Annotated in this window: 21 protein-coding genes; 9 read left to right on the top strand and 12 right to left on the bottom strand. The window is 71.1% G+C overall.

Going from position 1 to position 21,373, the window contains the following annotated elements; translation table 11 throughout:
• Nucleotides 1-64 precede the first annotated feature (64 nt).
• The gene (locus ACIOJD_RS30175; RefSeq protein WP_401919221.1) at nucleotides 65-937 is read right to left on the bottom strand and encodes a DMT family transporter; all 873 of its coding nucleotides are present in this window, start codon (nucleotides 935-937) and stop codon (nucleotides 65-67) included.
• Nucleotides 938-1,120: 183 nt separating this feature from the next.
• On the opposite strand from ACIOJD_RS30175, the gene ACIOJD_RS30180 reads away from it, so the two are divergent.
• Entirely contained in the window at nucleotides 1,121-2,056 is a 936-nt protein-coding gene (locus ACIOJD_RS30180; RefSeq protein WP_401919223.1) for an RluA family pseudouridine synthase, read from the top strand.
• Between the two features lie 13 nt (nucleotides 2,057-2,069).
• Here the strand turns inward: ACIOJD_RS30180 and ACIOJD_RS30185 are convergent, their stop codons facing one another.
• From ACIOJD_RS30185 to ACIOJD_RS30195, 3 genes are all read right to left on the bottom strand, one after another.
• Nucleotides 2,070-2,699 carry an MBL fold metallo-hydrolase gene (locus tag ACIOJD_RS30185; RefSeq protein WP_401919224.1) on the bottom strand — a complete coding sequence of 210 codons (630 nt, stop codon included), beginning with the start codon at nucleotides 2,697-2,699 and terminating at the stop codon, nucleotides 2,070-2,072.
• Nucleotides 2,699-3,784: an S-(hydroxymethyl)mycothiol dehydrogenase gene (locus tag ACIOJD_RS30190; RefSeq protein ID WP_401919225.1), complete on the bottom strand. Its 1,086-nt coding sequence runs from the start codon at nucleotides 3,782-3,784 to the stop codon at nucleotides 2,699-2,701. Before ACIOJD_RS30190 ends, ACIOJD_RS30185 begins: the two co-directional genes overlap by 1 nt.
• Nucleotides 3,785-3,933: 149 nt before the next feature.
• Nucleotides 3,934-4,635, bottom strand: a complete 702-nt coding sequence (locus ACIOJD_RS30195; RefSeq protein WP_401919226.1) for a FadR/GntR family transcriptional regulator — start codon at nucleotides 4,633-4,635, stop codon at nucleotides 3,934-3,936.
• Nucleotides 4,636-4,789: 154 nt separating this feature from the next.
• Here ACIOJD_RS30195 and ACIOJD_RS30200 point away from each other — a divergent pair, with 154 nt between their 5' ends.
• Together ACIOJD_RS30200 and ACIOJD_RS30205 are read left to right on the top strand one after the other, a co-directional pair.
• Nucleotides 4,790-5,299: a gluconokinase gene (locus ACIOJD_RS30200; RefSeq protein ID WP_401919227.1), complete on the top strand. Its 510-nt coding sequence runs from the start codon at nucleotides 4,790-4,792 to the stop codon at nucleotides 5,297-5,299.
• A gap of 19 nt (nucleotides 5,300-5,318) precedes the next feature.
• Nucleotides 5,319-6,716: a gluconate:H+ symporter gene (locus ACIOJD_RS30205; RefSeq protein ID WP_401919228.1), complete on the top strand. Its 1,398-nt coding sequence runs from the start codon at nucleotides 5,319-5,321 to the stop codon at nucleotides 6,714-6,716.
• A gap of 124 nt (nucleotides 6,717-6,840) precedes the next feature.
• Here ACIOJD_RS30205 and ACIOJD_RS30210 read toward each other — a convergent pair whose 3' ends face one another.
• The 5 genes from ACIOJD_RS30210 to ACIOJD_RS30230 form a co-directional block, all read right to left on the bottom strand.
• The gene (locus ACIOJD_RS30210; protein WP_401919230.1) at nucleotides 6,841-7,527 is read right to left on the bottom strand and encodes a cytochrome b/b6 domain-containing protein; all 687 of its coding nucleotides are present in this window, start codon (nucleotides 7,525-7,527) and stop codon (nucleotides 6,841-6,843) included.
• Nucleotides 7,469-8,134, bottom strand: a complete 666-nt coding sequence (locus tag ACIOJD_RS30215; protein WP_401919400.1) for a molybdopterin-dependent oxidoreductase — start codon at nucleotides 8,132-8,134, stop codon at nucleotides 7,469-7,471. Before ACIOJD_RS30215 ends, ACIOJD_RS30210 begins: the two co-directional genes overlap by 59 nt.
• A gap of 112 nt (nucleotides 8,135-8,246) precedes the next feature.
• A complete protein-coding gene (locus ACIOJD_RS30220; RefSeq protein ID WP_401919231.1) occupies nucleotides 8,247-9,893 on the bottom strand; it encodes an APC family permease in 1,647 nt (548 codons plus the stop codon).
• A gap of 127 nt (nucleotides 9,894-10,020) precedes the next feature.
• Nucleotides 10,021-10,980 (bottom strand): hypothetical protein, encoded by a 960-nt coding sequence (locus ACIOJD_RS30225; protein WP_401919233.1) that lies wholly within the window; start codon nucleotides 10,978-10,980, stop codon nucleotides 10,021-10,023.
• Nucleotides 10,981-11,175: 195 nt separating this feature from the next.
• Nucleotides 11,176-12,831 (bottom strand): FAD-binding dehydrogenase, encoded by a 1,656-nt coding sequence (locus ACIOJD_RS30230; RefSeq protein WP_401919234.1) that lies wholly within the window; start codon nucleotides 12,829-12,831, stop codon nucleotides 11,176-11,178.
• Between the two features lie 119 nt (nucleotides 12,832-12,950).
• Here ACIOJD_RS30230 and ACIOJD_RS30235 point away from each other — a divergent pair, with 119 nt between their 5' ends.
• The 6 genes from ACIOJD_RS30235 (at nucleotide 12,951) to ACIOJD_RS30260 (ending at nucleotide 17,780) form a co-directional block, all read left to right on the top strand.
• Nucleotides 12,951-13,472, top strand: coding sequence for an NUDIX domain-containing protein (locus ACIOJD_RS30235; protein ID WP_401919235.1), 522 nt, complete (start codon nucleotides 12,951-12,953; stop codon nucleotides 13,470-13,472).
• Between the two features lie 10 nt (nucleotides 13,473-13,482).
• Nucleotides 13,483-13,887 (top strand): YidH family protein, encoded by a 405-nt coding sequence (locus ACIOJD_RS30240; protein WP_401919236.1) that lies wholly within the window; start codon nucleotides 13,483-13,485, stop codon nucleotides 13,885-13,887.
• Entirely contained in the window at nucleotides 13,887-14,255 is a 369-nt protein-coding gene (locus tag ACIOJD_RS30245) for a DUF202 domain-containing protein (RefSeq protein WP_401919237.1), read from the top strand. Before ACIOJD_RS30240 ends, ACIOJD_RS30245 begins: the two co-directional genes overlap by 1 nt.
• A 162-nt stretch (nucleotides 14,256-14,417) precedes the next feature.
• Nucleotides 14,418-15,329: an MBL fold metallo-hydrolase gene (locus tag ACIOJD_RS30250; RefSeq protein ID WP_401919238.1), complete on the top strand. Its 912-nt coding sequence runs from the start codon at nucleotides 14,418-14,420 to the stop codon at nucleotides 15,327-15,329.
• A gap of 204 nt (nucleotides 15,330-15,533) precedes the next feature.
• Nucleotides 15,534-16,556 carry a phosphotransferase family protein gene (locus ACIOJD_RS30255; RefSeq protein WP_401919239.1) on the top strand — a complete coding sequence of 341 codons (1,023 nt, stop codon included), beginning with the start codon at nucleotides 15,534-15,536 and terminating at the stop codon, nucleotides 16,554-16,556.
• A gap of 9 nt (nucleotides 16,557-16,565) precedes the next feature.
• Nucleotides 16,566-17,780: an acyl-CoA dehydrogenase family protein gene (locus tag ACIOJD_RS30260; protein ID WP_401919240.1), complete on the top strand. Its 1,215-nt coding sequence runs from the start codon at nucleotides 16,566-16,568 to the stop codon at nucleotides 17,778-17,780.
• Nucleotides 17,781-18,118: 338 nt separating this feature from the next.
• Here the strand turns inward: ACIOJD_RS30260 and ACIOJD_RS30265 are convergent, their stop codons facing one another.
• The 3 genes from ACIOJD_RS30265 to ACIOJD_RS30275 all read right to left on the bottom strand — a co-directional run bounded on the left by ACIOJD_RS30265 (nucleotide 18,119) and on the right by ACIOJD_RS30275 (nucleotide 21,253).
• Complete coding sequence (locus tag ACIOJD_RS30265) at nucleotides 18,119-18,715, bottom strand: TetR/AcrR family transcriptional regulator (RefSeq protein ID WP_401919241.1); 597 nt, start codon at nucleotides 18,713-18,715, stop codon at nucleotides 18,119-18,121.
• A 121-nt stretch (nucleotides 18,716-18,836) separates the two neighbouring features.
• Entirely contained in the window at nucleotides 18,837-20,492 is a 1,656-nt protein-coding gene (locus ACIOJD_RS30270) for a class I adenylate-forming enzyme family protein (RefSeq protein WP_401919243.1), read from the bottom strand.
• Nucleotides 20,489-21,253, bottom strand: coding sequence for an SDR family oxidoreductase (locus ACIOJD_RS30275; RefSeq protein WP_401919245.1), 765 nt, complete (start codon nucleotides 21,251-21,253; stop codon nucleotides 20,489-20,491). Before ACIOJD_RS30275 ends, ACIOJD_RS30270 begins: the two co-directional genes overlap by 4 nt.
• Between the last annotated feature and the right edge of the window lie 120 nt (nucleotides 21,254-21,373).

A 21,373-nucleotide genomic window follows, 5' to 3' on the forward strand; every position in this document is an offset into this window, starting at 1 on the left:
TTGACGCGACGCGAAGTCGCTTCGACCGGCTTCTTCGTTGTGCCGGGCGGCCCTCCGGCTGCCGTCAGCGGACGCGCCGGGGCGGCGGCGGTTTGCCGCCGGCCAGCGGGGAGCGGGCCAGGTCCACGCAGCCCGCCGTGATCAGGCCGACCGCGGCGAGTTCGGGCAGCAGCCACCAGCCGGTACGTACGGTCTCGCCGAACAGGGTCACGCCGTACGTGATGCTGATCAGCGCGTCGCCGAGGGTGAGCATCGGCTGCGAGGCGGCCAACGAGCCCGCCTGGAGGGCGTTCTGCAGCAGGAAAAGCGCCCCCACCCCGGCGATTCCGGTGGCGTAGAGCTGCCAGGAAGAGAAGAGAGCCGCCGCGCCGCCGCCGTGGTCGAGGGGGGCCACGGCGTCCTTCATCAGCGCGGCGGTCAGCGCGTAGGCGCAGGCGGCCGCGAGTCCGAACAGCGCCGCCCGCGCGTTGCCCCGCAGCCGCAGGGACCAGATGATCACCAGGGCCTCGAAGACCCCGGTGAGGATCAGCGCCGGGATCCACGCGAGACCGTGCACGCTCTGGCTGCCGCCGCCCGGCGCGGCGGCGGTCATCCCCAGCGCGAGTCCACAGGTCACCGCCGCCACGCCGGCCCAGACGGAGCGGGGCAGCCCGGCCCGGAAGACATATCCGGCGATCAGCAGGGTCGCTGGCAGCTCGATGACGAAGATCGGCTGCACCACGGCGATCGGCCCGGTGGCGAGCGCCACCGCCTGGCACACCGCCGCCACCATCACCAGCCCGATCCCGGCCAGCCACACCTTCTGCCGCAGCAGTTGCCGGATCAGTGCGAGCCGCATGGCCTCGGAATCGGGAACGGTGGCCGCGGCGCGACGCTGGAACACCGCGCCGGAGGCGTTGCTGATCGCGGTCAGGATGGCGAACAGGACACTGATCACCGGACCATCATGCGCGTGACCAGCATCGGAACCCGACTCATACCGCCGCGCCGCCCGAGCGGCGACCGAATGCCGTACCCCGGTACACTCGCCGCCCTGGCACCCCCACCGACCGTGCCGCTCCAGGGGCTCCGGGTACTCCGTCGCCCCGGCGCCGCGCGGGCGACGAAAGACGCGCGACACGTGGCACGCAGACACCGGCCTCCGCCGCCCCCGCCCCTCCCCCAGCGCGACGGGATCGATCCGGTGCGCCTGCGGCTGCCGGAGGATCCCGACCGTCTCTGGCCGACCGTACGGGACCATCTCCTCGCGCGCTTCGGGGAGGCCATCGGGGTCGGGCGCCTCGACGCGATGCTCCGGGAGGGGCGGTTCGTCGGGCTGGACGGCGTCGTCGGGGGCGCCGAGCCGTACACGGCCGGGCGGTACGTGTGGTTCCACCGGGACTTCGCCGCGGAGGCGCGGGTGCCCTTCGAGATCGGAATCGTCCACCGGGACGAGCGGATCGTCGTCGCGGACAAGCCGCATTTCCTGGCCACCACACCGCGCGGGCGGCACATCACCGACACGGCGCTGGCACGGCTGCGGCGGGATCTGGGCCTGACCGAATTGCAGCCCGCGCACCGGCTCGACCGGCTGACGGCGGGGCTCGCGCTCTTCGTCGTACGGGCCGGGGACCGTGGGGCGTACCAGACGATGTTCCGGGACCGGCGGGTGCGCAAGGAGTACGAGGCGGTGGCGCCGTACGACCCCTCGGTGACGCTGCCCGTCACGGTGCGCAGCCGGATCGAGAAGGAGCGCGGTGTGCTGGCCGCCCGGGAGGTGCCGGGCGAGCCGAACAGTGAGAGCCGGATCGAACTGCTGGAGCACCGGGGTGGGTTCGGCCGCTACCGGCTGCTGCCGGCCACCGGCCGAACCCATCAGTTGCGGGTGCATATGAACAGCCTGGGGCTGCCGCTCGTGGGTGACCCCGTCTATCCCGTCGTGCTGGACGAGGCACCCGACGACTACACCCGGCCGCTGGAACTCCTCGCGAAAATCCTGGAGTTCACCGATCCGCTGACGGGCGAACCGCACCGCTTCGAGAGCCGGCTCCGGCTGTGTCCCGGCGCCTCTCGGTGACCTCGCCGCATTCTCAGTGGCCCCGCTGAATCCATTCCTCCAGCCGCGGTGCCTCCGCGCCGATCGTGGTCGAGTCGCCGTGTCCCGTACGGACCACCGTCTCCGGTGGCAGGCCGAGGAGCCGGTCGCGGATCGAGTCGATGATCGTCGGGAAGTCCGAGTACGACCGGCCGGTGGCGCCGGGGCCGCCCTGGAAGAGCGTGTCGCCGGTGAAGACCGTCGACAGTTCGGGGGCGTACAGGCACACAGCGCCCGGCGCGTGCCCCGGCGTGTGGAGCACGGTGAGCGTGATTCCCGCGACGGTGAGGGTGTCGCCGTCGGACAGGTTCTCGTCCGGGACGTGCCCGGGGAAGGTCTGCTTCCACAGCGGCAGGTCGTCCGGGTGCAGCAGGACGGGCGCACTGGTGGCGGCGGCGAGGGCCGGGGCCGCGTCGATGTGGTCGTCGTGGGCGTGCGTGCAGACGATGGCGCGCACCGTACGGCCGTTCAGCACGGCCTCGATGGCCGCCGGGTCGTGTGCGGCGTCGATGACGATCGCCTCGGAGTCGTCACCGACGATCCAGACGTTGTTGTCGACCTCCCAGGTGCCGCCGTCGAGCGAGAAGGTGCCGGAGGTGACCAGATGGTCGATACGGGCGGTCATCACAGCACCACCACCGAACGCAGCACATCGCCGTCGTGCATCCGGGCGAAGGCCTTCTCCACATCGCCGAGGCCGACGGTCTCGGTGACGAAGGCACCGAGGTCGATACGGCCCTGCTGGTGGAGGTCGACGAGCATCGGGAAGTCGCGGGACGGCAGACAGTCGCCGTACCACGAGGATTTGAGCGAACCACCGCGGCCGAAGACGTCGAGCAGCGGCAGTTCGAGCTTCATCTCGGGAGTGGGGACGCCGACCAGGACGACGGTCCCGGCCAGGTCACGGGCGTAGAAGGCCTGCTCGTACGTCTCCGGGCGGCCCACCGCCTCGATGACGACGTCGGCGCCGAAGCCCCCGGTCAGCTCGCGGATCGCCTCGACGGCGTCGGTGGAGCGGGAGTTGACGGTGTGGGTGGCGCCCATCGACTTCGCCGTCTCCAGCTTGCGGTCGTCGATGTCGACGGCGATGATCCGGGCCGCGCCGGCGAGGCGCGCGCCGACGATCGCCGCGTCCCCGACGCCACCGCAGCCGATGACGGCGACGGAGTCACCGCGGCCGACCCGACCGGTGTTGATCGCGGCGCCGATGCCCGCCATCACACCGCAGCCGAGCAGTCCGGCCACGGCCGGCGGGACACTCGGGTCGACCTTGGTGCACTGACCGGCCGCGACCAGGGTCTTCTCGGCGAAGGCGCCGATGCCGAGGGCCGGGGAGAGTTCCGTACCGTCGGTCAGTGTCATCTTCTGGCGGGCGTTGTGGGTGTTGAAGCAGTACTGGGGGCGGCCGCGCAGACAGGCACGGCAGGTCCCGCACACCGCACGCCAGTTGAGGACGACGAAGTCGCCGGGGGCGACCTCCGTGACACCGTCGCCCACCGCCTCCACCACGCCCGCGGCCTCGTGGCCGAGGAGGAAGGGGAAGTCGTCGTTGATCCCGCCCTGCTTGTAGTGCAGATCGGTGTGGCAGACGCCGCACGTCTGCACCTTCACCACGGCCTCGCCGGGGCCGGGGTCGGGTACGACGATGGTCTCCACCCGTACCGGCTCGTTCTTGCCGGGGGCGATGACCCCTTGCACCTGCTGCGCCATGCCTGGACCTGCCTTTCCTCGCACGCGGAACGCTCAAGACCTTCGGAACACTCGAACGATTCGTTCTTCCCCACTATCCCGCGCGGAGGGGGGTGCTGACGCATCGGCGCTCGCCGGCAGGCGGCCGAAGAAGATGAAGGAGCGGCCGGTCAGGGGGCCAGTACGTCCAGTTCCTGGAGCGCGCCCACCGCGATTTCCCGGGTGAGTTCCTCCGCCCGGACGGCGTCGCCCTCACGGACGGCCTCGGCGACCCCCACGTGCAGGGTCACGGCTGCCGGGTCCGGGTCGTCGAACATCACCTGGTGGTGCGTGCGGCCGGTGAGGACCTCCGCGACCACATCGCCGAGCCGGGCGAACATCTCGTTGCCGGACGCGTTCAGCACCACCCGGTGGAAGGCGACGTCGTGGACCAGGTACTCCTCCAGCCGCCGGCCCCGCGAGGTGGCGACCATCCCGAGCGCCCGCTCGGTCAGGGCGGCGCACTGCTCGGGCGTGGCGTGCCGGGCGGCGAGTCCCGCCGCGACCGGTTCGACCGCGGAGCGCAGCACGGTCAGTGAGCGCAGCTGGCGGGGCCGGTCGGCGCCGGCCAGGCGCCAGCGGATGACCTGCGGATCGTAGACGTTCCACTCCTCGGTGGGACGTACGGTCACGCCCACCCGGCGCCGGGACGCCACGAGATGCATCGATTCGAGGACCCGGACGACCTCGCGGACGACGGTGCGCGAGACATCGAAGCGCTGGGCCACCTCGTCGGTGCGCACCACACTGCCCGCGGGGTACTCACCCGCGGTGATGGCGAGGCCGAGAGCGTCCAGCACACGGGTATGCAAGCCCCGGCCTTCTGTGGTCATGGCGCAAGCCTACGGGGCCATGACGCCCAGAATAAAGTACTACGTTTACATCACACCCTCTTGAATACGTCGTACCTAATGCGTTTCAGTTACGCGACGGACCCATGTCCGCGGACCGATGCGGACCGATGTCGAGGAAGACAGCGAGGCACCAATGAGCACCCCCCACGTCGTCGTGGTGATGGGCGTGGCAGGCACCGGCAAGACCACGGTCGGCCCCCTGCTCGCCGCCGCACTGGGCGTTCCGTACGCCGAGGGCGACGATTTCCACCCGCCGGAGAACATCGCCAAGATGTCCGCCGGCACCCCGCTGGAGGACACGGACCGGTGGCCCTGGCTCGACGCGATCGGCACCTGGGCACACGGCCGGGCGGGGCTCGGTGGCGTGGTCAGCAGTTCCGCGCTCAAGCGCTCCTACCGGGACCGGCTGCGGGCCGCCGCCCCCGACGCGGTCTTCCTCCACCTGAGCGGCGACCGGCCTCTCATCGAGCAGCGGATGGCGGAGCGCAAGGGGCACTTCATGCCCACCGCGCTGATCGACTCCCAGTTCGCCGCCCTGGAGGAGCTGGGGGCCGACGAGGCGGGCGTCGCCGTGGATGTGGCCGGTTCCCCCGAGGACATCACCGAACGGGCCGTCGCCGCGCTGCGCCGGTTCGACAGCTGAAGCAAGTAAAGGAAGTCCCGTGAGCAGTCTCAGTGTCGAGACGCTGGCAGCGGATGCCGTCGAGCCGATCACCTCGGCGGGCAACGCGCAGTTGGGCATAGCGGTCCTCGCCGGTATAGCCGTCATCGTCCTCCTCATCACCACCTTCAAACTGCACGCCTTCCTGGCGTTGACCATCGGCTCGCTGGCGCTGGGGGCCTTCGCGGGCGCCCCGCTGGACAAGGTGATCACCAGCTTCACCGCCGGTCTCGGCTCCACGGTCGCGGGCGTGGGGGTACTGATCGCACTCGGTGCGATCCTCGGCAAGCTGCTGGCCGACTCCGGCGGCGCCGACCAGATCGTCGACACGATCCTCGCCAGGGCGAGCGGGCGCGCCATGCCCTGGGCGATGGTCCTCATCGCCTCGGTCATCGGGCTGCCGCTCTTCTTCGAGGTCGGCATCGTGCTGCTGATCCCGGTGGTGCTGCTGGTCGCCAAGCGCGGCAACTACTCGCTGATGCGGATCGGCATTCCGGCGCTGGCCGGGCTCTCCGTGATGCACGGCCTGATCCCGCCGCACCCCGGGCCACTGGTCGCGATCGACTCCATCGGCGCCAACCTCGGCGTCACGCTGGCGCTGGGTGTCGTGGTCGCCGTCCCGACCGTGATCATCGCGGGGCCGCTCTTCTCCAAGTACGCCGCCCGCTGGGTGGACATCCCGGCGCCCGAGACGATGGTGCCGCAGCGCACCTCGGACGATCTGAAGAAGCGTCCGAGCTTCGGCGCGACCGTCGCCACCGTGCTGCTGCCCGTCGTCATGATGCTGGGCAAGGCGCTCGTGGACATCGTCGTGGACGATCCGACGAACACCGTCCAGCGGGTCGCGGACGTCGTCGGCTCCCCGCTGATCGCGCTGCTCGCCGCCGTACTGGTGGGCCTGTTCACGCTGGGGCGCGCGGCCGGATTCGCCAAGGACCGGCTCTCCTCGACGGTCGAGAAGTCACTCGCCCCGATCGCGGGCGTACTGATGATCGTCGGCGCGGGCGGCGGCTTCAAGCAGACGCTGGTCGACTCCGGAGTGGGCCAGATGATCCTGGACATCTCCAAGGACTGGTCGATCCCGGCCCTGCTGCTGGCCTGGCTGATCGCGGTGGCGATCCGGCTGGCCACCGGCTCGGCGACCGTGGCGACCATCTCGGCGGCCGGTCTCGCCGCGCCACTCGCGGCGGACATGTCGACGGCGCACGCCGCGCTGCTGGTGCTGGCGATCGGAGCGGGCTCGGTCTTCTTCAGCCATGTGAACGACGCGGGATTCTGGCTGGTGAAGGAGTACTTCGGGATGAGCGTCGGCCAGACGCTGAAGACCTGGTCGGTGATGGAGACCATCATCTCGGTGGTCGGTCTCGGCTTCGTGCTGCTGCTCTCGCTGGTGTTGTAGCCGCGTGAGCGCCGGCCGCATAGGCGCCAGCCGCATAGGCGCCGACCGCATAGGCATAGGCGCTGCTGGGCTGTTGGGCCGGTGCCGTTGGGCGCTGTCGGGCTGTTGATACGGGCGGGGCGGGTCACTCCTCTTTCCAGTGCGGGTGCTCCCGCTCCGCCCACCCGCGTTCCACCGAGCCGGTGCGCATTCCGCGCCGCGCCTGCGGGTCCCCGTACGCCATCCCGATGTGCCCTGCGAGCACCACGCCGATGGCCAGGGCCAGCCAGTCATGGACAAAGGTGGCGCTCGTACGCCACACGACCGGGGCGAGCCCGGTGAACCACATGAGCAGCCCGGTCCCCAGCATCACCAGCACGGCGCCCGCGATCCAGGCCGCGTAGAGCTTCTGACCCGCGTTGAACTTCCCGGCCGGCCGCGAGCCGGGGCGGGCGTCGCGCCGCCCTACCGCGCGCAGCCACTCCTTGTCGTACGGCGCGAACCGGTTCAGCCGGCCCAGATCGGCACGGAACGCGCGGGAGCCGAGGCCGAGCAGGACGGGCACCGGCAGCAGCAGTCCGGACCACTCGTGGACGGTGACGACGAGGTAGCGGCGGCCGACGAGTTCGGCGAGCGGGGGCAGGTACAGGCAGGCCGCGGTCGCCACGCACAGCAGCATCAGGGCGGCGGCGGTGCGGTGCACCCAGCGCTCGGCGCGGCTGAAGCGCCTGCGGGCCCGTCCTGCGGACGCACCGGGTCCGGTGGCGCCGGGCTCAGACGGTGGGGGTGTCGTCGCGGCCGTTGGACCGGCCGACCCAGGCGTCGACGTCATAGCCGCGCTCCTCCCAGTAGCCGGGCCTGACGTCGGAGGTGACGGAGATCCCGGAGAGCCATTTCGCCGACTTGTAGAAGTACATCGGCGCCACATAGAGCCGGACCGGGCCGCCATGCGCGTGCCCGATCGGCTTGTCCCGCATGGTCAGGGCGACCATCACATCGGCGCGGCGGGCCTGCTGGAGCGTGAGGCTCTCGCTGTACATGCCGTCGAAGCAGGTGAAGCGGACCGCCTTGGCCCCGGGCTGTACCCCGGCCGCGTCGAGGAGCCGGGAGAGCCGTACGCCTTCGAAGGGCGTGTGCGGGACACGCCAGCCGGTCACGCACTGCACGTCGCGGACGATCCGGGTGCGCGGCAGCTTCCGCAGGGCGTCGAGGGTGTACGTGCCGGGCCGGTCGACCAGGCCGTCGACGGTCAGCCGGTAGGTGTCCGGCCCTTTACGGGGTACGGAGGACGCGACCGAGTAGTAGCGGAAGCCGCCGCCGTTGGGCAGCAGTCCGGTCAGGCCGGTCGGGTCCTTGTCGGCGGCCGAGCCCAGGAACGCTTCGAGACCGCGCTGGAGATGGGGCGCCGTGACAAGTCCCGCGGCGCCCAGGCCGAGCATGGAGAGCACCAGGCGCCGCCCTACGGGCGGGCCTTCGGGCTCACTCTGTTGAGGATTCACTCACCGAGGAGAACACCCGTGGCCCGCGGAATCCAGCGACCGTGGGAATCCGTCAGACTTTCGTCGCGTTCGGGCCGGGGCCCGGCCCGCGAGCACCGGCTCCGGCCTTCTCCGACTCGGCCGCCTTCTCCAGCTGGAAGGCCTCGTTGCCGAGTCCGATGCGGGCGTGCACCTCGGGCCTGGCGAAGCGCAGAACCAGTCCGTACAGCGTCCCGCCGACCAGTGCGAGGCCGATGATCCCGGGCAGGATCCGGCCCAGCGGCGAGCCGGGGCCGGCGCCGGCGCTGACCAGGACGTCGAAATCCTTGACGGCCCAGACGGCCATGGCCACCAGTGCGAGGCCCGCCAGCCCGGCGGCGGCCAGGCGCGGGGCCTGCGGGCGCGCCGCCCCGCGCCGTACGAAGAAGACGATGACGGCGAGGCACGCCGTGGCCATCAGCACGATGATGCCGAGCGCGCCGACGTTGACCGTCCAGGTGAAGAGGCGCAGCACCGGGACGGTCGGGTCGCCGGCAGGCCTGTCGTCGGTCAGGGCGAAGGCGAGGACGGCGGCGACGGACACCGCGCTCTGGAGCAGTGAGCCGGTGGCCGGGGCTGCGCCGGAATGCCGCGAACGGCCGAAGGCGGCGGGCAGCAGGCGCTCGCGCCCCATGGCGAAGGCGTAGCGGGCGACGACGTTGTGGAAGCTGAGCAGCCCGGCGAACACGCCGGTGACGAAGAGGACGTGCAGGACGTCGGCGTAGGCCGGCCCGAGCCGGGCTTCGGCGAGGGTGAAGAGCAGCATCGGCCCGTCCTCGCGGGCGGCGCCGACGACGCCGGAGGGGCTCGCGGCTGCGGTCATGGCCCAGGAGCTGAACGTGAGGAAGACGGCGACGAGTCCCACGGCGAGGTACATCGTGCGGGAGACGGCCACCTGCGGGCGGCCGGTCTCCTCCGCGTAGAGCGGTCCCTGCTCGAAGCCGGTGAAGGCCACGACGCAGAAGCACAGCGCGGCACCGGCACCGGCACCGGCACCGGCACCGGCACCGGCACCGGCCAGGGTGTCGGGATGGAAGACGTGCGGGGAGAGGCCTTCCCCGGCCAGGTCCCCCACGGTGGCGATGCCGAAGACGACCACCAGGGCGACCTCGACGGCCAGCAGGACGCCGATCACCTTGGCGTTCGGGCCGATCTTCAGAGCGCCGAGCGTACCGATGACGACAACGGCGGCGAACGCCGGGATCCACCAGGCGGGTTCGGCGTCGAGGCAGGTGGCGAGGAGCCCGGAGACCTCGTACCCGAAGATGCCGTAGAGACCGGTCTGCAGGGCGCTGTACGAGACCAGGGCCACCAGCGAGGCGCCGACTCCGGCGGTCGGGCCCAGGCCTCGGGCGATGTACGCGTAGAAGGCCCCGGCGTTGTGGACGTGGCGGCTCATCTCCGCGTACCCGGCGCTGAAGAGGACCAGGACGGCGCCCACGAGGACGAAGAGCAGCGGCTGGCCGACGGTGCCGCTCACCGCGAAGGCGACCGGCATGACCGCGGCGACGCCCACCAGGGGCGCGGCGGCGGCGAGCAGGGAGAGCAGCAGGCCCGCTGTGCCGAGTCGGTCCGCGCGCAGCGCCCGTTCCTGACCCTTGAAAGTGCTGATACCGCTCGTCGCCGAGGCGCTCGTACGTGAGTTGCCCGGTCTTGAGCTGCTCGCTCTTGAACTGCTCACTCTTGAACTGCCGACTTTTGAACTGCTCCGTCTGCCCGTTGGCATGATGACAGGGGGGTCCTTCCGGTTGAGGGGTGCGCAGAGTCCGGGCAGTGCGGGGTGCGGGCGTACGAGACGTGCGGGTCGTTCAAGCGGCGCCGAACGCGGCGTCACGCGCGGCGCGAAAGGCGGCGTGGGGTTCCCGGTCCGGATACGACCAGGGAGCCCTGGTGCTGTGCGGGCCGATACGCAGGAACAGCGCGGCCGCCTCGGCGAGCCGCCCGTCGTGGAATTGGGCGTGGGCCAGGAAGTTGAGGTCGACGCGGTGCCGCGGATGCTCCTCGCTCTCCCACTCCAGCCACCAGTCGAACGCGCCCTTGAGCACCTGCCGGGCGCGCCGGCCGGTCCAGTGGCCGGAGGCGGCCGGGTCGGCGGGCTCGCGCCCGGACGCGGCCAGGACGCGGTAGCGCTCGGCGTGGGCCACCACGGGGAGGATCGCGAGCGGCGAGTCCGCGGGCGCCTGTTCGGCGGCCCAGGCGGCGAAGTCGTAGACCTCGTGGAGCGGGTACTGGCTCGCGTCGGTCTTCCGTTCCGCGAGCCTCGCCGCCATCAGGTGGTGCGCGTGGTGATGGTCCGGGTGGCGGGTCCTGACCTCGTCGAAGAGCCGCGCGGTCTCTTCGTCCGTACCGAGCGTACGGGCGAGGAGCAGCAGGGCGAGCCAGGGTGTGGGGTCGGCGGGCGCCCGCCGGATCGCGTCACGGCAGGCCTCCCGCGCGTGCTGTTCACGTTCTTCGCCGCGCAGCGCGCCGATGACGGTGGCGCAGCCGAGGAGGGTGGCGGCGTCGGGGCTCTCGGGTTCGGCGAGCAGCCAGTCCCGGGCCCAGACGAGGGCGCCGGATGCCTGGGCGAGGACGACCGTACGGTGGCCTCGCCGGTCCCAGTCGTCGCCGGTTCCGGCGAGCAGGTTGCGCGTCTCGGGCCAGCGCCCTTTGGCCAACTGGTCTCTTGCTAATACGAGTTCGGCGTCGCCGAGGGCCGGATCGAAGAAGTGGCCCGAGCGCGGGCCCCGTCTTCGTGAGCGGCCCAGCGGCGGCGGAGGCGGGGACATCCGCGGGTTCCTCCGGGGCACATATACGGGCGATGATCGCGGACAGCAAATCGGTAGGCAAGGTCTCACGTCAAGGTCTTCTCGGGACAAAGTACGGCCAACTGTCCAGCGGAGTACGGGGATTGACTCGCCGTCGACCCGGCCCCGGCCGCCGTCGGCCGTTGGGCCGATCACCGTCGCGCCACCACCGGACCGTTACCCGACCGCCTTCGCGACCGCCCTGCCCGCCGTACGCCCCGAGAAGATGCAGCCGCCCAGGAACGTGCCTTCCAGGGAGCGGTAGCCATGGACCCCGCCGCCGCCGAAGCCGGCCGCCTCGCCCGCCGCGTAGACGCCGGGCAGCGGGTCGCCCGCCTCGGTCAGCACCCGTGAGGACAGGTCGGTCTCCAGGCCGCCGAGGGATTTACGGGTCAGGATGTTCAGCCGTACGGCGATCAGGGGACCCGCCGCCGGGTCGAGGATCCGGTGCGGGGCAGCCGTACGTATCAACTTGTCGCCCAGGTACTTCCGTGCTCCCCGGACCGCTGTGACCTGGAGGTCCTTGGTGAAGGGATTGGCGATCTCCCGGTCGCGCGCGGCGATTTCGCGGCGCAGCGCGGCCTCCTCGATCAGCGGCTCGTCGGTGAGCGCGTTCATGCCCCGGACGAGCGCGCCGAGGTCCTTCTCGACGACGAAGTCGACACCCCGGTCCATGAACGCCCGCACCGGCCCCGGCACATCGGCGCGCGCCCGCCCGATGACGTCGCGGACCGACTTCCCGGTCAGGTCGGGGTTCTGCTCGGAACCGGAGAGCGCGAACTCCTTGCCGATGATGCGCTGGTCGAGGACGAACCAGGTGTACTCGTGGCCGGAGCGCATGATGTGCTCCAGCGTGCCGAGTGTGTCGAAACCGGGGAAGAGCGGAACGGGCAGCCGGCGGCCCCGCGCGTCCAGCCAGAGCGAGGACGGGCCGGGCAGAATGCGGATGCCGTGCTTGTCCCAGATGGGGTTCCAGTTCTCGATGCCCTCGGTGTAGTGCCACATCCGGTCCCGGTTGATGTGGTGGGCTCCCACCGCCTCCGTGATGCCGATCATCAGGCCGTCGACGTGCGCGGGCACCCCGGAGAGCATCTTGCGCGGCGCGGTGCCGAGCCGTGCGGGCCACTGCTCACGGACCAGATCGTGGTTGCCTCCGATACCGCCCGACGTGACGATCACCGCCTGGGCCTTCAGCTCGAACGCCCCCACCACCGTACGGCTGCTCGCGGTGCCGCGTGCCGCGCCGCTCGGCTCCAGGGTCTCGCCGGTCACGGTGTCCACGACCCCCGCCGAGGTGCCGAGACCGGTGACGCGGTGCCGGAACTTGAGGGTCACCAGCCCCTTGGCGACACCTTCGCGCACCCGCCGCTCGAACGGCTCGACCACACCGGGCCCGGTGCCCCAGGTGATGTGGAAGCGCGGTACGGAATTGCCGTGCCCGTTCGCGTCGTACCCACCGCGCTCCGCCCAGCCCACCACCGGGAAGAACCGCATGCCCTGCCGGTGCAGCCAGCTTCGCTTCTCCCCGGCCGCGAAGTCGACGTACGCCTCGGCCCACTTGCGCGGCCAGTGGTCCTCGGGGCGGTCGAAGGCCGCCGTGCCCATCCAGTCCTGGAGTGCCAGCGCGTGGCTGTCCTTGATCCTCAGCCGGCGCTGCTCGGGCGAGTCCACGAAGAACAGTCCGCCGAAGGACCAGTGCGCCTGCCCGCCTGTCGACTGCTCCGGCTCCTGGTCGAGGACGATGACGGACCGGCCCGCGTCGACCAGTTCGGCGGTGGCCACCAGGCCCGCGAGGCCGGCCCCGATCACGATCACATCAGCGTCGTACGCCATGGTTTCCATCCTTCGCGCGGAGATTCCCGGGGAGACACCCGGGGGGCTCGGGGAGAGTCGGGTGAGAGGTCCGATCTTCCGTACGCGCGAGTAACGAGTCAACTGATTGGATGGCTCGTATGAGCGCTGCTGACGAGATCCTGGACATAGTCGATGAGAACGACCACGTCATCGGGCAGGCCCCGCGCGGCGAGGTCTACGCGAAGCGCCTGCGCCACCGCTGTGTCTTCGTCCTGGCCCGGGACGCGGACGACCGGGTCTTCGTCCACCGCAGGACCCCCGGCAAACTGGTCTTCCCCTCGCTGTACGACATGTTCGTGGGCGGTGTCGTCGGCGCGGGCGAGAGCTACGACGAGGCGGCGCTGCGGGAGGCCGAGGAGGAGCTGGGAGTGTCGGGGCTGCCCCGGCCCGTACCGCTGTTCCCGTTCATGTACGAGGCCGGGGACAGCCCGCAGAGCTGGTGGTCGTATGTGTACGAGGTCCGCTGCACACTGCCGGTGAACCCCCAGGTGGAGGAGGTCGCCTGGCACGACTTCCTCCCGGAGGAGGAGCTGGAGCGGCGGCTGAGCACCTGGGAGTGGGCTCCGGACGGGCGCGCTGCCTACGAACGGCTCAAAGCGTTCCGTATCCACCGCGCGTAGGGTGCGGTGCGTGATCGAGTTTGTACGGAGCTGTGCGCGGAGCCTGCGGCTGTGGTTCTCGCCCCAGCGCATCGGCGAGGAGGGCGAGACCCCCGACTACCGCTTCTCCCTCGCCAACGAGCGCACCTTCCTGGCCTGGATCCGGACGGCGCTCGCGCTGGTCGGCGGCGGTTTCGCGGTCGACCAGTTCCTGCCGGACCTGCGCTGGGGGGTACGGGTCGGGCTCGCGGCGGCCCTGCTCGCGGCCGGGGCGCTGTGCGCGCTGCGGGCGGTCAACCACTGGGTGCGCTGCGAGCGGGCGATGCGGCGCAAGGAGGATCTGCCCGTGACCCGGTTCCCGACCCTGCTGAGTCTGGCGGTGGGGGTGGTCGCCGTGGTGATGCTGGTGATCGTGGTGCTGGGCCGGGCGGGCTGATGACCGAGGGCGCGGGCCACGGTCACGGGCAGGGACCGGAGTCCGGACGCGGTTCGGGACCGGACCCGGAACGGGATCCGGGGCTTCAGCCCGAGCGGACGCGGCTGGCCTGGCGCCGTACGACACTCTCCTGCACGGTGGCGGCGGTGCTCGCGGCCCGGCAGGCGATCCACCACGGCGGTACGGCGGCCGCTCTGACCGGCACCGCGCTGATCGCCCTGGCCTGGCTGGGCTTTCTGGGCGTGGCACACCGGCGCGTACTCACACTGGAGGCCGCCAGGCCGCGGCGGCTCACGGAGCGCGCGGCGCTCACCGCCACGGCCTGCACCGTGCTGCTCGCCGTGATCGCGGTGACCGTGATGGTGTGACCGTGATCGCACTGACCGTAATGGTGTAAGTGTGATCGCGTTGGTGTGAGTGTGATCATGTTGGTGTGAGTGTGCCGGAGGAGCGGCGAACCCGCGCGTCCGGCGGCGCATCCTCAACTGGCATGCTCAGACCGACCGTTAGGCCCGACCCGAAGGACCCCGATGCCTGCCACGGATCCGTACACCGTCCGTCTCACCCCCGAAGTGCACGCCTACGTCCAGCCGGACGGCGGCTGGTGCCTGAACAACGCGGGGTTCATCAGCGACGGCGGGTCGACCCTCCTCGTCGACACCACCGCCACCGAACGCCGGACACTGCGACTGCGCGACGCCGTCGCCGAGGCCGGCGTTCCGCTCCCCCGCACCATCGTGAACACGCACCATCACGGCGATCACACCTACGGCAACAGCGTGTTCGTGCCCGAGGCGACCGTGATCGGCCATGACTCCTGCCGCAGCGAGCAGTTCGCGGCCGGTCACCAGCTCCATATGGTCTGGCCGCAGACCGACTTCGGCGACATCACGATCACCGCGCCGACCGTGACGTACAACGATCGCCTCACCGTCCATGTGGGCGCGGTCGAGATACGGGTCATCCACCCCGGCCCGGCGCACACCATCGGCGACTCGATCGTGCACCTGCCGGAGCAGGGCATCGTCTTCACCGGCGATCTGGTCTTCCAGGGCGGTACGCCGTTCGTGCCGATGGGCTCCCTGCGCGGATCCCTGCGGGCACTGGAACTGCTGCGGTCGCTGGACGCGACGGTCGTCGTCCCCGGGCACGGCCCGATCACCGACCCGTCGGCGTACGACGCGACGGAGAACTATCTGCGGTACGTCACCGAGCTGGCGGGGACGACGCACGCCAAGGGCCTCTCCCCGCTGGAGGCCGCGCGCGGCGCCGATCTCGGGGAGTTCGCCGAACTGCGCGAGAGCGAGCGGCTGGTGGCCAACCTGCACCGCGCGTACGCGGAGCTGGACGGGCTGCCGGAGGGCTCGCCGCTGGATGTCGGCGCCGTTTTCGCCGACATGACGGCGATGAACGGCGGCGTGCCGGTGGCCTGTCACGCCTGACGCGGACGCCGCAGGCACACGGGGTCGGGGTTCGCCGTCTGGTCGCTGTCCGCGCGTGGTCGCTGTCCGCGCGGACAGCGGGCAGGCGGCGAACCGGTGTCCCACCGGCACTGGACTACATACCGACTGGTCGGCATCATGGGATCCACTCGCTCCCCGCACCACGGCGACCGCCCGCCCGCCGCCCTCACGGAGGTACGCACGATGAACCAAGTCCCCCCGCCAGGACTGGACCCCGAGCGACTGCGCGGCCATCTGGACCGCGCGCGCCCCGGGCTGGTGGGCGGACCGCTCGACGCGCGTCTCATCGAGGGCGGCCGGTCGAATCTGACGTACACCGTCACGGACGGAACCGGCCGCTGGGTGGTGCGCAGGCCCCCGCTGGGCCATGTCCTGGCCACCGCCCACGACATGAAGCGCGAGTACCGCGTGATCGAGGCGCTGCATCCGACGGCCGTGCCGGTGCCCGAGCCACTGCTGCTCTGCGACGACGAGTCCGTACTCGGCGCGCCCTTCTACGTCATGGAGTACGTGGCGGGCACGCCGTACCGTACGGCCGAACAGCTCGCCCCGCTCGGCCCCGAGCGCACCCGCTCCGCCGTCCTCGCACTGGTCGACACGCTCGTCGACCTGCACGCCGTCGACCCGGACGCGGTCGGTCTGGGCGACTTCGGCCGTCCCGAGGGTTTCCTGGACCGGCAGTTGCGCCGCTGGGGCAAGCAGCTCGACGCGTCCCGCAACCGCGAACTGGCCGGTATCGACGAACTGCACACGGCTCTGGGCCGTGCGCTGCCCGCCTCCCCCGCGCCCACCGTGATCCACGGCGACTACCGGCTCGACAACGTCCTGCTCGGCGAGGACGACCGGATCAAGGCGGTCCTCGACTGGGAGATGTCCACGCTCGGCGACCCGCTGACCGATCTGGGGCTGCTGGTGATGTACAGCGCGCGCCTGGAGCTGCCGGACTCTCCCATCAGTACGACGGCCGGGGCGGCGGGGCATCCCGCACCCGGTGAGCTGGTCGAGCGGTACGCGGCACGCTCGGGCCGGGACACCTCGGCCATCTCCTGGTACACGGCGTTCGCCTGGTTCAAGCTCGCCGTGATCCTGGAGGGCATCCACTACCGCCACACCCTGGGACAGACCGTCGGCGCCGGTTTCGACCGGATCGGCGATCTCGTCCCCGTCTTCATCCGGCACGGCCTCACCACCCTTCAGGAAGGCTGAGTACATTCCATGGACTTCGCATTCGACGCCCGCACCGAGGAGCTGCGCGCCAAGCTGCTCGCCTTCATGGACGCGTACGTCCTGCCGGCCGAGGCGGTCGCGCACGAACAGCGGTCGCGGCTGGCCGGCCCGTGGGACACGCCCGCGGTCGTGGAGGAACTCAAGGCCGAGGCGCGCGCGCAGGGCCTGTGGAACCTCTTCCTGCCGGACGCCGGGTACGGAGCCGGGCTGACGAATCTCCAGTACGCGCCGCTCGCCGAGATCACCGGCCGTTCCCCGCAGTTGGCCCCCACCGCGCTGAACTGCGCGGCGCCCGACACCGGGAACATGGAGGTGCTCGCCCAGTTCGGCTCCGAGGAGCAGCGCAAGCAGTGGCTGGAGCCGCTGCTCGCGGGCGAGATCCGGTCGGCGTTCGCGATGACCGAGCCCGAGGTGGCCTCGTCGGACGCGACGAACATCGAGACCCGGATCCGGCGCGACGGCGGTGACTATGTCGTCAACGGCCGCAAGTGGTACATCTCCGGGGCGATGAACCCGGACTGCGCGGTCTTCATCGTGATGGGCAAGACCGATCCGGACGGCGAGGACATCCGCCGCCAGCAGTCGATGATCCTGGTCCCGCGCGACACCCCGGGGCTCGAAATCCGCCGCGCCATGCAGGTGTACGGCTACGAGGACCATGCGCACGGCGGCCACGCCGAGGTCGTCCTCGACGACGTCCGGGTGCCCGCCGCCAACCTGATCGGCGCGGAGGGCAGCGGCTTCGCGATCGCCCAGGCCCGGCTCGGTCCCGGCCGTATCCACCACTGCATGCGGCTGATCGGCATGGCGGAGCGTGCGATCGAGCTGATGTGCCGACGGGCCGTGTCCCGTACGGCCTTCGGGAAGCCGATCGCGCAGCAGGGCGTCGTCCAGAACTGGATCGCGGACGCACGGGTGACGGTGGAGCAGCTGCGCCTGCTGGTGCTGAAGACGGCCTGGCTGATGGACACGGTCGGCAACCGCGGCGCGCACACGGAGATCCAGTCCATCAAGATCGCCACCCCGCGCGCGGTCGTCGACATCATCGACCGGGCCGTCCAGCTGCACGGCGCGGGCGGGGTCAGCCAGGACTTCCCGCTGGCCGAACTGTGGGCCGCGGCACGGACCTTGCGGCTGGCGGACGGTCCCGACGAGGTGCATCAGCGGTCGCTGGCGCGGCGGGAGCTGAGGAGGTACCTCTGATCGGCCGGCGGGTGGTGACCGGCGGGGGACGGCGTGGTGGCACGTCCGGCGGGTGAGGTCGTGGTGGCATGTCTGGCGCACAGGCGCCGGGCGTGCCACCACCGTTTGACGTCAACTCGCCACCCACTTCAGCCTTTACGGTGAAAATCACCCTTCAGCCCATAACGTGGGGCGTTCCCCTCGATAGCTTCAGGCGTGCACTCCTTCGGCTCCCGCCGCGAACAGAGGCGAAAGAGCCGACCCCCACAACGTCCCCAGGGCCTGTACGGCGCGCAGGCCCTGGGGACATGGCCGGCTTCCCGGGGCGGGACCCGGCCGCGGACGGCGACGGACCGGCGCTACGGACGCAGCGCCCGCAGCAGCAGATCCGCCAGATGGTCCGCCACCTCCTGCGGGGCGAGCGGGCCGCCCGGCCGGTACCACGTGGAGAGATGGTGGACCGAGCCGAAGTGGTAGTCCACCACCAGATCGGACGGTGTGGCGGTGGAGAAGACCCCGCTCCGCTGCCCCTCCTCGACCAGCGCGCGGAACCGCTCGTGATAGCGGCGCCGCTCCGCCCGTACCTGCTTGTTCTTCTCCGGGCTCAGATGGTGCATCGAGCGGAAGAAGATCGAGGCGTCGTCGAGGTTGTCGATCGTCGTCACGACGACATCGGCGGCGGCCGCCCGCAGCCGTTGCTCCACCGGCTCGTCCGCGTCGGCGAAGGCGTCGAGACGCTCCTGCTGGAGGCGGAGCACCCGGGCGTAGACCTCCTGGAGGAGATCCTCCTTGGAGCCGAAGTAGTGGTAGAGCGCACCCTTGGTGACTCCCGCCGCTTCGACGATCTCCTGGACGGAGGTGCGGTCGTAACCGTGCTCCGCGAAGAGCCGGGTGGCGGCGGCCAGCAGCCGCTGCGGGACGGGCGTGCCGCCCCCGTCGGTCGTCGTCCTGGCCATGTGCCGCCACTGCCTTTCGCTCCGTACCGCTCCGTACGTCCGTGCTGCCCGTGATGTCCGCGGTGCCGACGCTTCAGCGCTGTCCACACTGTCCGCGCCGTCCGCGTGATCTACGGGACGCCTACTTGGGGGGACGCAGTTCCCGCCTCAGGATCTTTCCACTTGTGGTCTTGGGCAGCTCGGGCAGGATCTCCACCTCGCGAGGGTATTTGTACGCGGCGAGGCGGTCCCGGCAGTACGCGCTCAGCTCGGCGGGTCCGGCCGTGGCGCCGGGGCGCAGGCTGACGTACGCCTTCACGGTCTCTCCCCGGTAGAGGTCGGGGACACCGACCACGGCCGCCTCGCGCACCTCGGGATGGGTGTAGAGCACGTCCTCGACCTCGCGCGGCCAGACCTTGAAGCCCGAGGCGTTGATCATGTCCTTCTTGCGGTCGACCACGTAGAGCCAGCCGTCGGGGTCCATGAACCCGATGTCACCGGTGCGCAGTTCACCGTCCGGGAAGGCCTCGGCGGTCGCCTCGGGCAGCCGCCAGTAGCCGGACACCACCTGAGGGCCGCGCACCGCGATCTCGCCCTGCTCGCCGAAGGGCAGCTCCGCGCCCTTGGCGTCGATGATCCGTACGACGTTGTCGGGCCCCGGCACACCGACGGAGAGCGTGCCCGAGACCGGGTCGACCGGGGCTTCCCTGTCGGACGGTACGGAGGCGCAGGGGGCGGTGCACTCGGTGAGGCCGTAGCCGTTGCTGAGGTACGGGCCGAGGGCCGCGCGGAACGACTCGACCAGCGCGGGCGGCAGGGGCGCGCCGCCCGAGGAGAGCACCTCGAAGGAGCTGAAGTGCTCCCGGGTGACGTCCGGCTGGGCCGCCAGCGCCATGAAGGCCGTGGAGGGACCGACGGTGTACGCGGGGCGGTGCTCGGCGAAGGCGTCGAGGACCACGCCCGCCTCGAAGCGGTACGCGAGGGCCAGGGTGCCCGCGTTGGCGACGCACGCGGCCAGCTCGCAGACCATGCCGGTGATGTGGAAGAGCGGCGCGAGCGCGAAGTAGCAGGCGCCCTCCGCGATGGGGTGGCCGGTGCGCTGGCGCTCGGCGTTGACCATGATGTTGGCGTGGGCGTTCAACGCGCCCTTGGGTTTGCCGCTGGTCCCCGAGGTGTAGCTGATCAGCGCCACGTCGGTGGCGGCCGGGTCCCGCTCGGCGGGCGCGGGCAGTCCACTGCGCGCCACGGCCAGCAGATCGTCGGTGTCGGTGGGGCGCGGGAGGCGGGCGAAGCCGAGGACGCGGGGGTCGTCGCGGGTCTGGAAGTCGAGTTCACAGGCGGTGAGGGCGAACCGTACGGGCGAGGCGGCGGCCGTCTCGCGCAGATACGACTCCCAGGCACGGTCCGCGCAGATCAGCGCCGTGACCTCGGCGTCCGCCAGCGCGTGCGCGACCTCGGCGGACTTGTACATCGGGTTGAGCGGGACGACGATCGCGCCCGCCTTCCAGGCGCCGAGCAGCGCGAGGACGAAGTGCGGGCTGTTCTGGAGCATGATCGCGACGCGGTCACCCGCGGCAAGCCCCTGGGCGGCGAGATGGCCGGCCACGGAGTCTGACAGCTCATCGGCCTCGCGGTAGCTGATCCGGCCGTCGAAGTAGGCGAGCGCGGTGCGTTCGGGGACGCGGGTGACGGCCGCGCGGAAGGCGTGCACGACGGACGCGGGCGGGTCGAGCGGGATCCGCTGGGCCTCGCTGAGCAGACCGAGCCAGGGCTTGGCCGCGTATATCGAACCTGTCATCCGTCGATCCTCTCCCACTTCTGCTGGATCCGGTTCATGGTGTCCAGCCAATGGTCGGGATCGTCGGCCCGCGCCTGGTAGAAGCCCGCCACCTCGGGGTGCGGCAGCACGAGGAAACGGTCCTCCGCCATGGCCGCGATGAGGGCGTCGGCGACGGCCTCCGGCTCGATGGCGGTGGGGGCGAGCACGAGTTCACCGGCGCTTCCCGTGGCGTCCAGCATGTCCGTGCGTACCCCCTGCGGACAGATGGCGTGGACCTTGAGGCCGCGGTGGCGGTAGGTCAGCGAGAGCCATTCCGCGTAGGCCAGCGCGCCGTGCTTGGTGACGCTGTACGAGGGCGCGCCGATCATGGTGAGCAGTCCGGCGGCGGAGACGGTGGAGACGAACCGGCCGCTGCCGCGCTCCAGCCAGTCGGGCAACAGGCCCCGGACGGCCCGGACGTGCGCCATGACATTGACGTCCCAGGCGGCCGACCAGTCGTCGTCGGAGAGTTCGTCGCCCGGGGGTGAACCGACGCCGGCGTTGGCGCAGTAGATGTCGACGGTGCCGCCAAGGGCTTCGCGGGCCTCGGCCACGATCAGGGAGGCGTCTCCGGGGACCGCCACGGCGTCGATCTCGGCGGCGACGGCCTCGGCCTTCCTCGCGTCGAGGTCGTTGACCACCACGCGGGCACCTTCGGCCGCGAACCGGCGGGCCAGCGCGGCACCGATGCCGCCTCCGGCCCCTGTGACCACAACTCCCGCACCGTGCACCGTACTCATCGGGACCTTCCTTTCCGGGCTGCTGGTTCCTTGTCGACTACGCCGTCGACATCAGCAGACTAACCAGTCGGTATGGAGCGGGGGAAGGGATGGGGAAAACGGTGGGGAAGGGTGCGGGGA

The sequence above is a fragment of the Streptomyces sp. NPDC088116 genome (assembly GCF_044741745.1).
Lineage (GTDB): Bacteria > Actinomycetota > Actinomycetes > Streptomycetales > Streptomycetaceae > Streptomyces.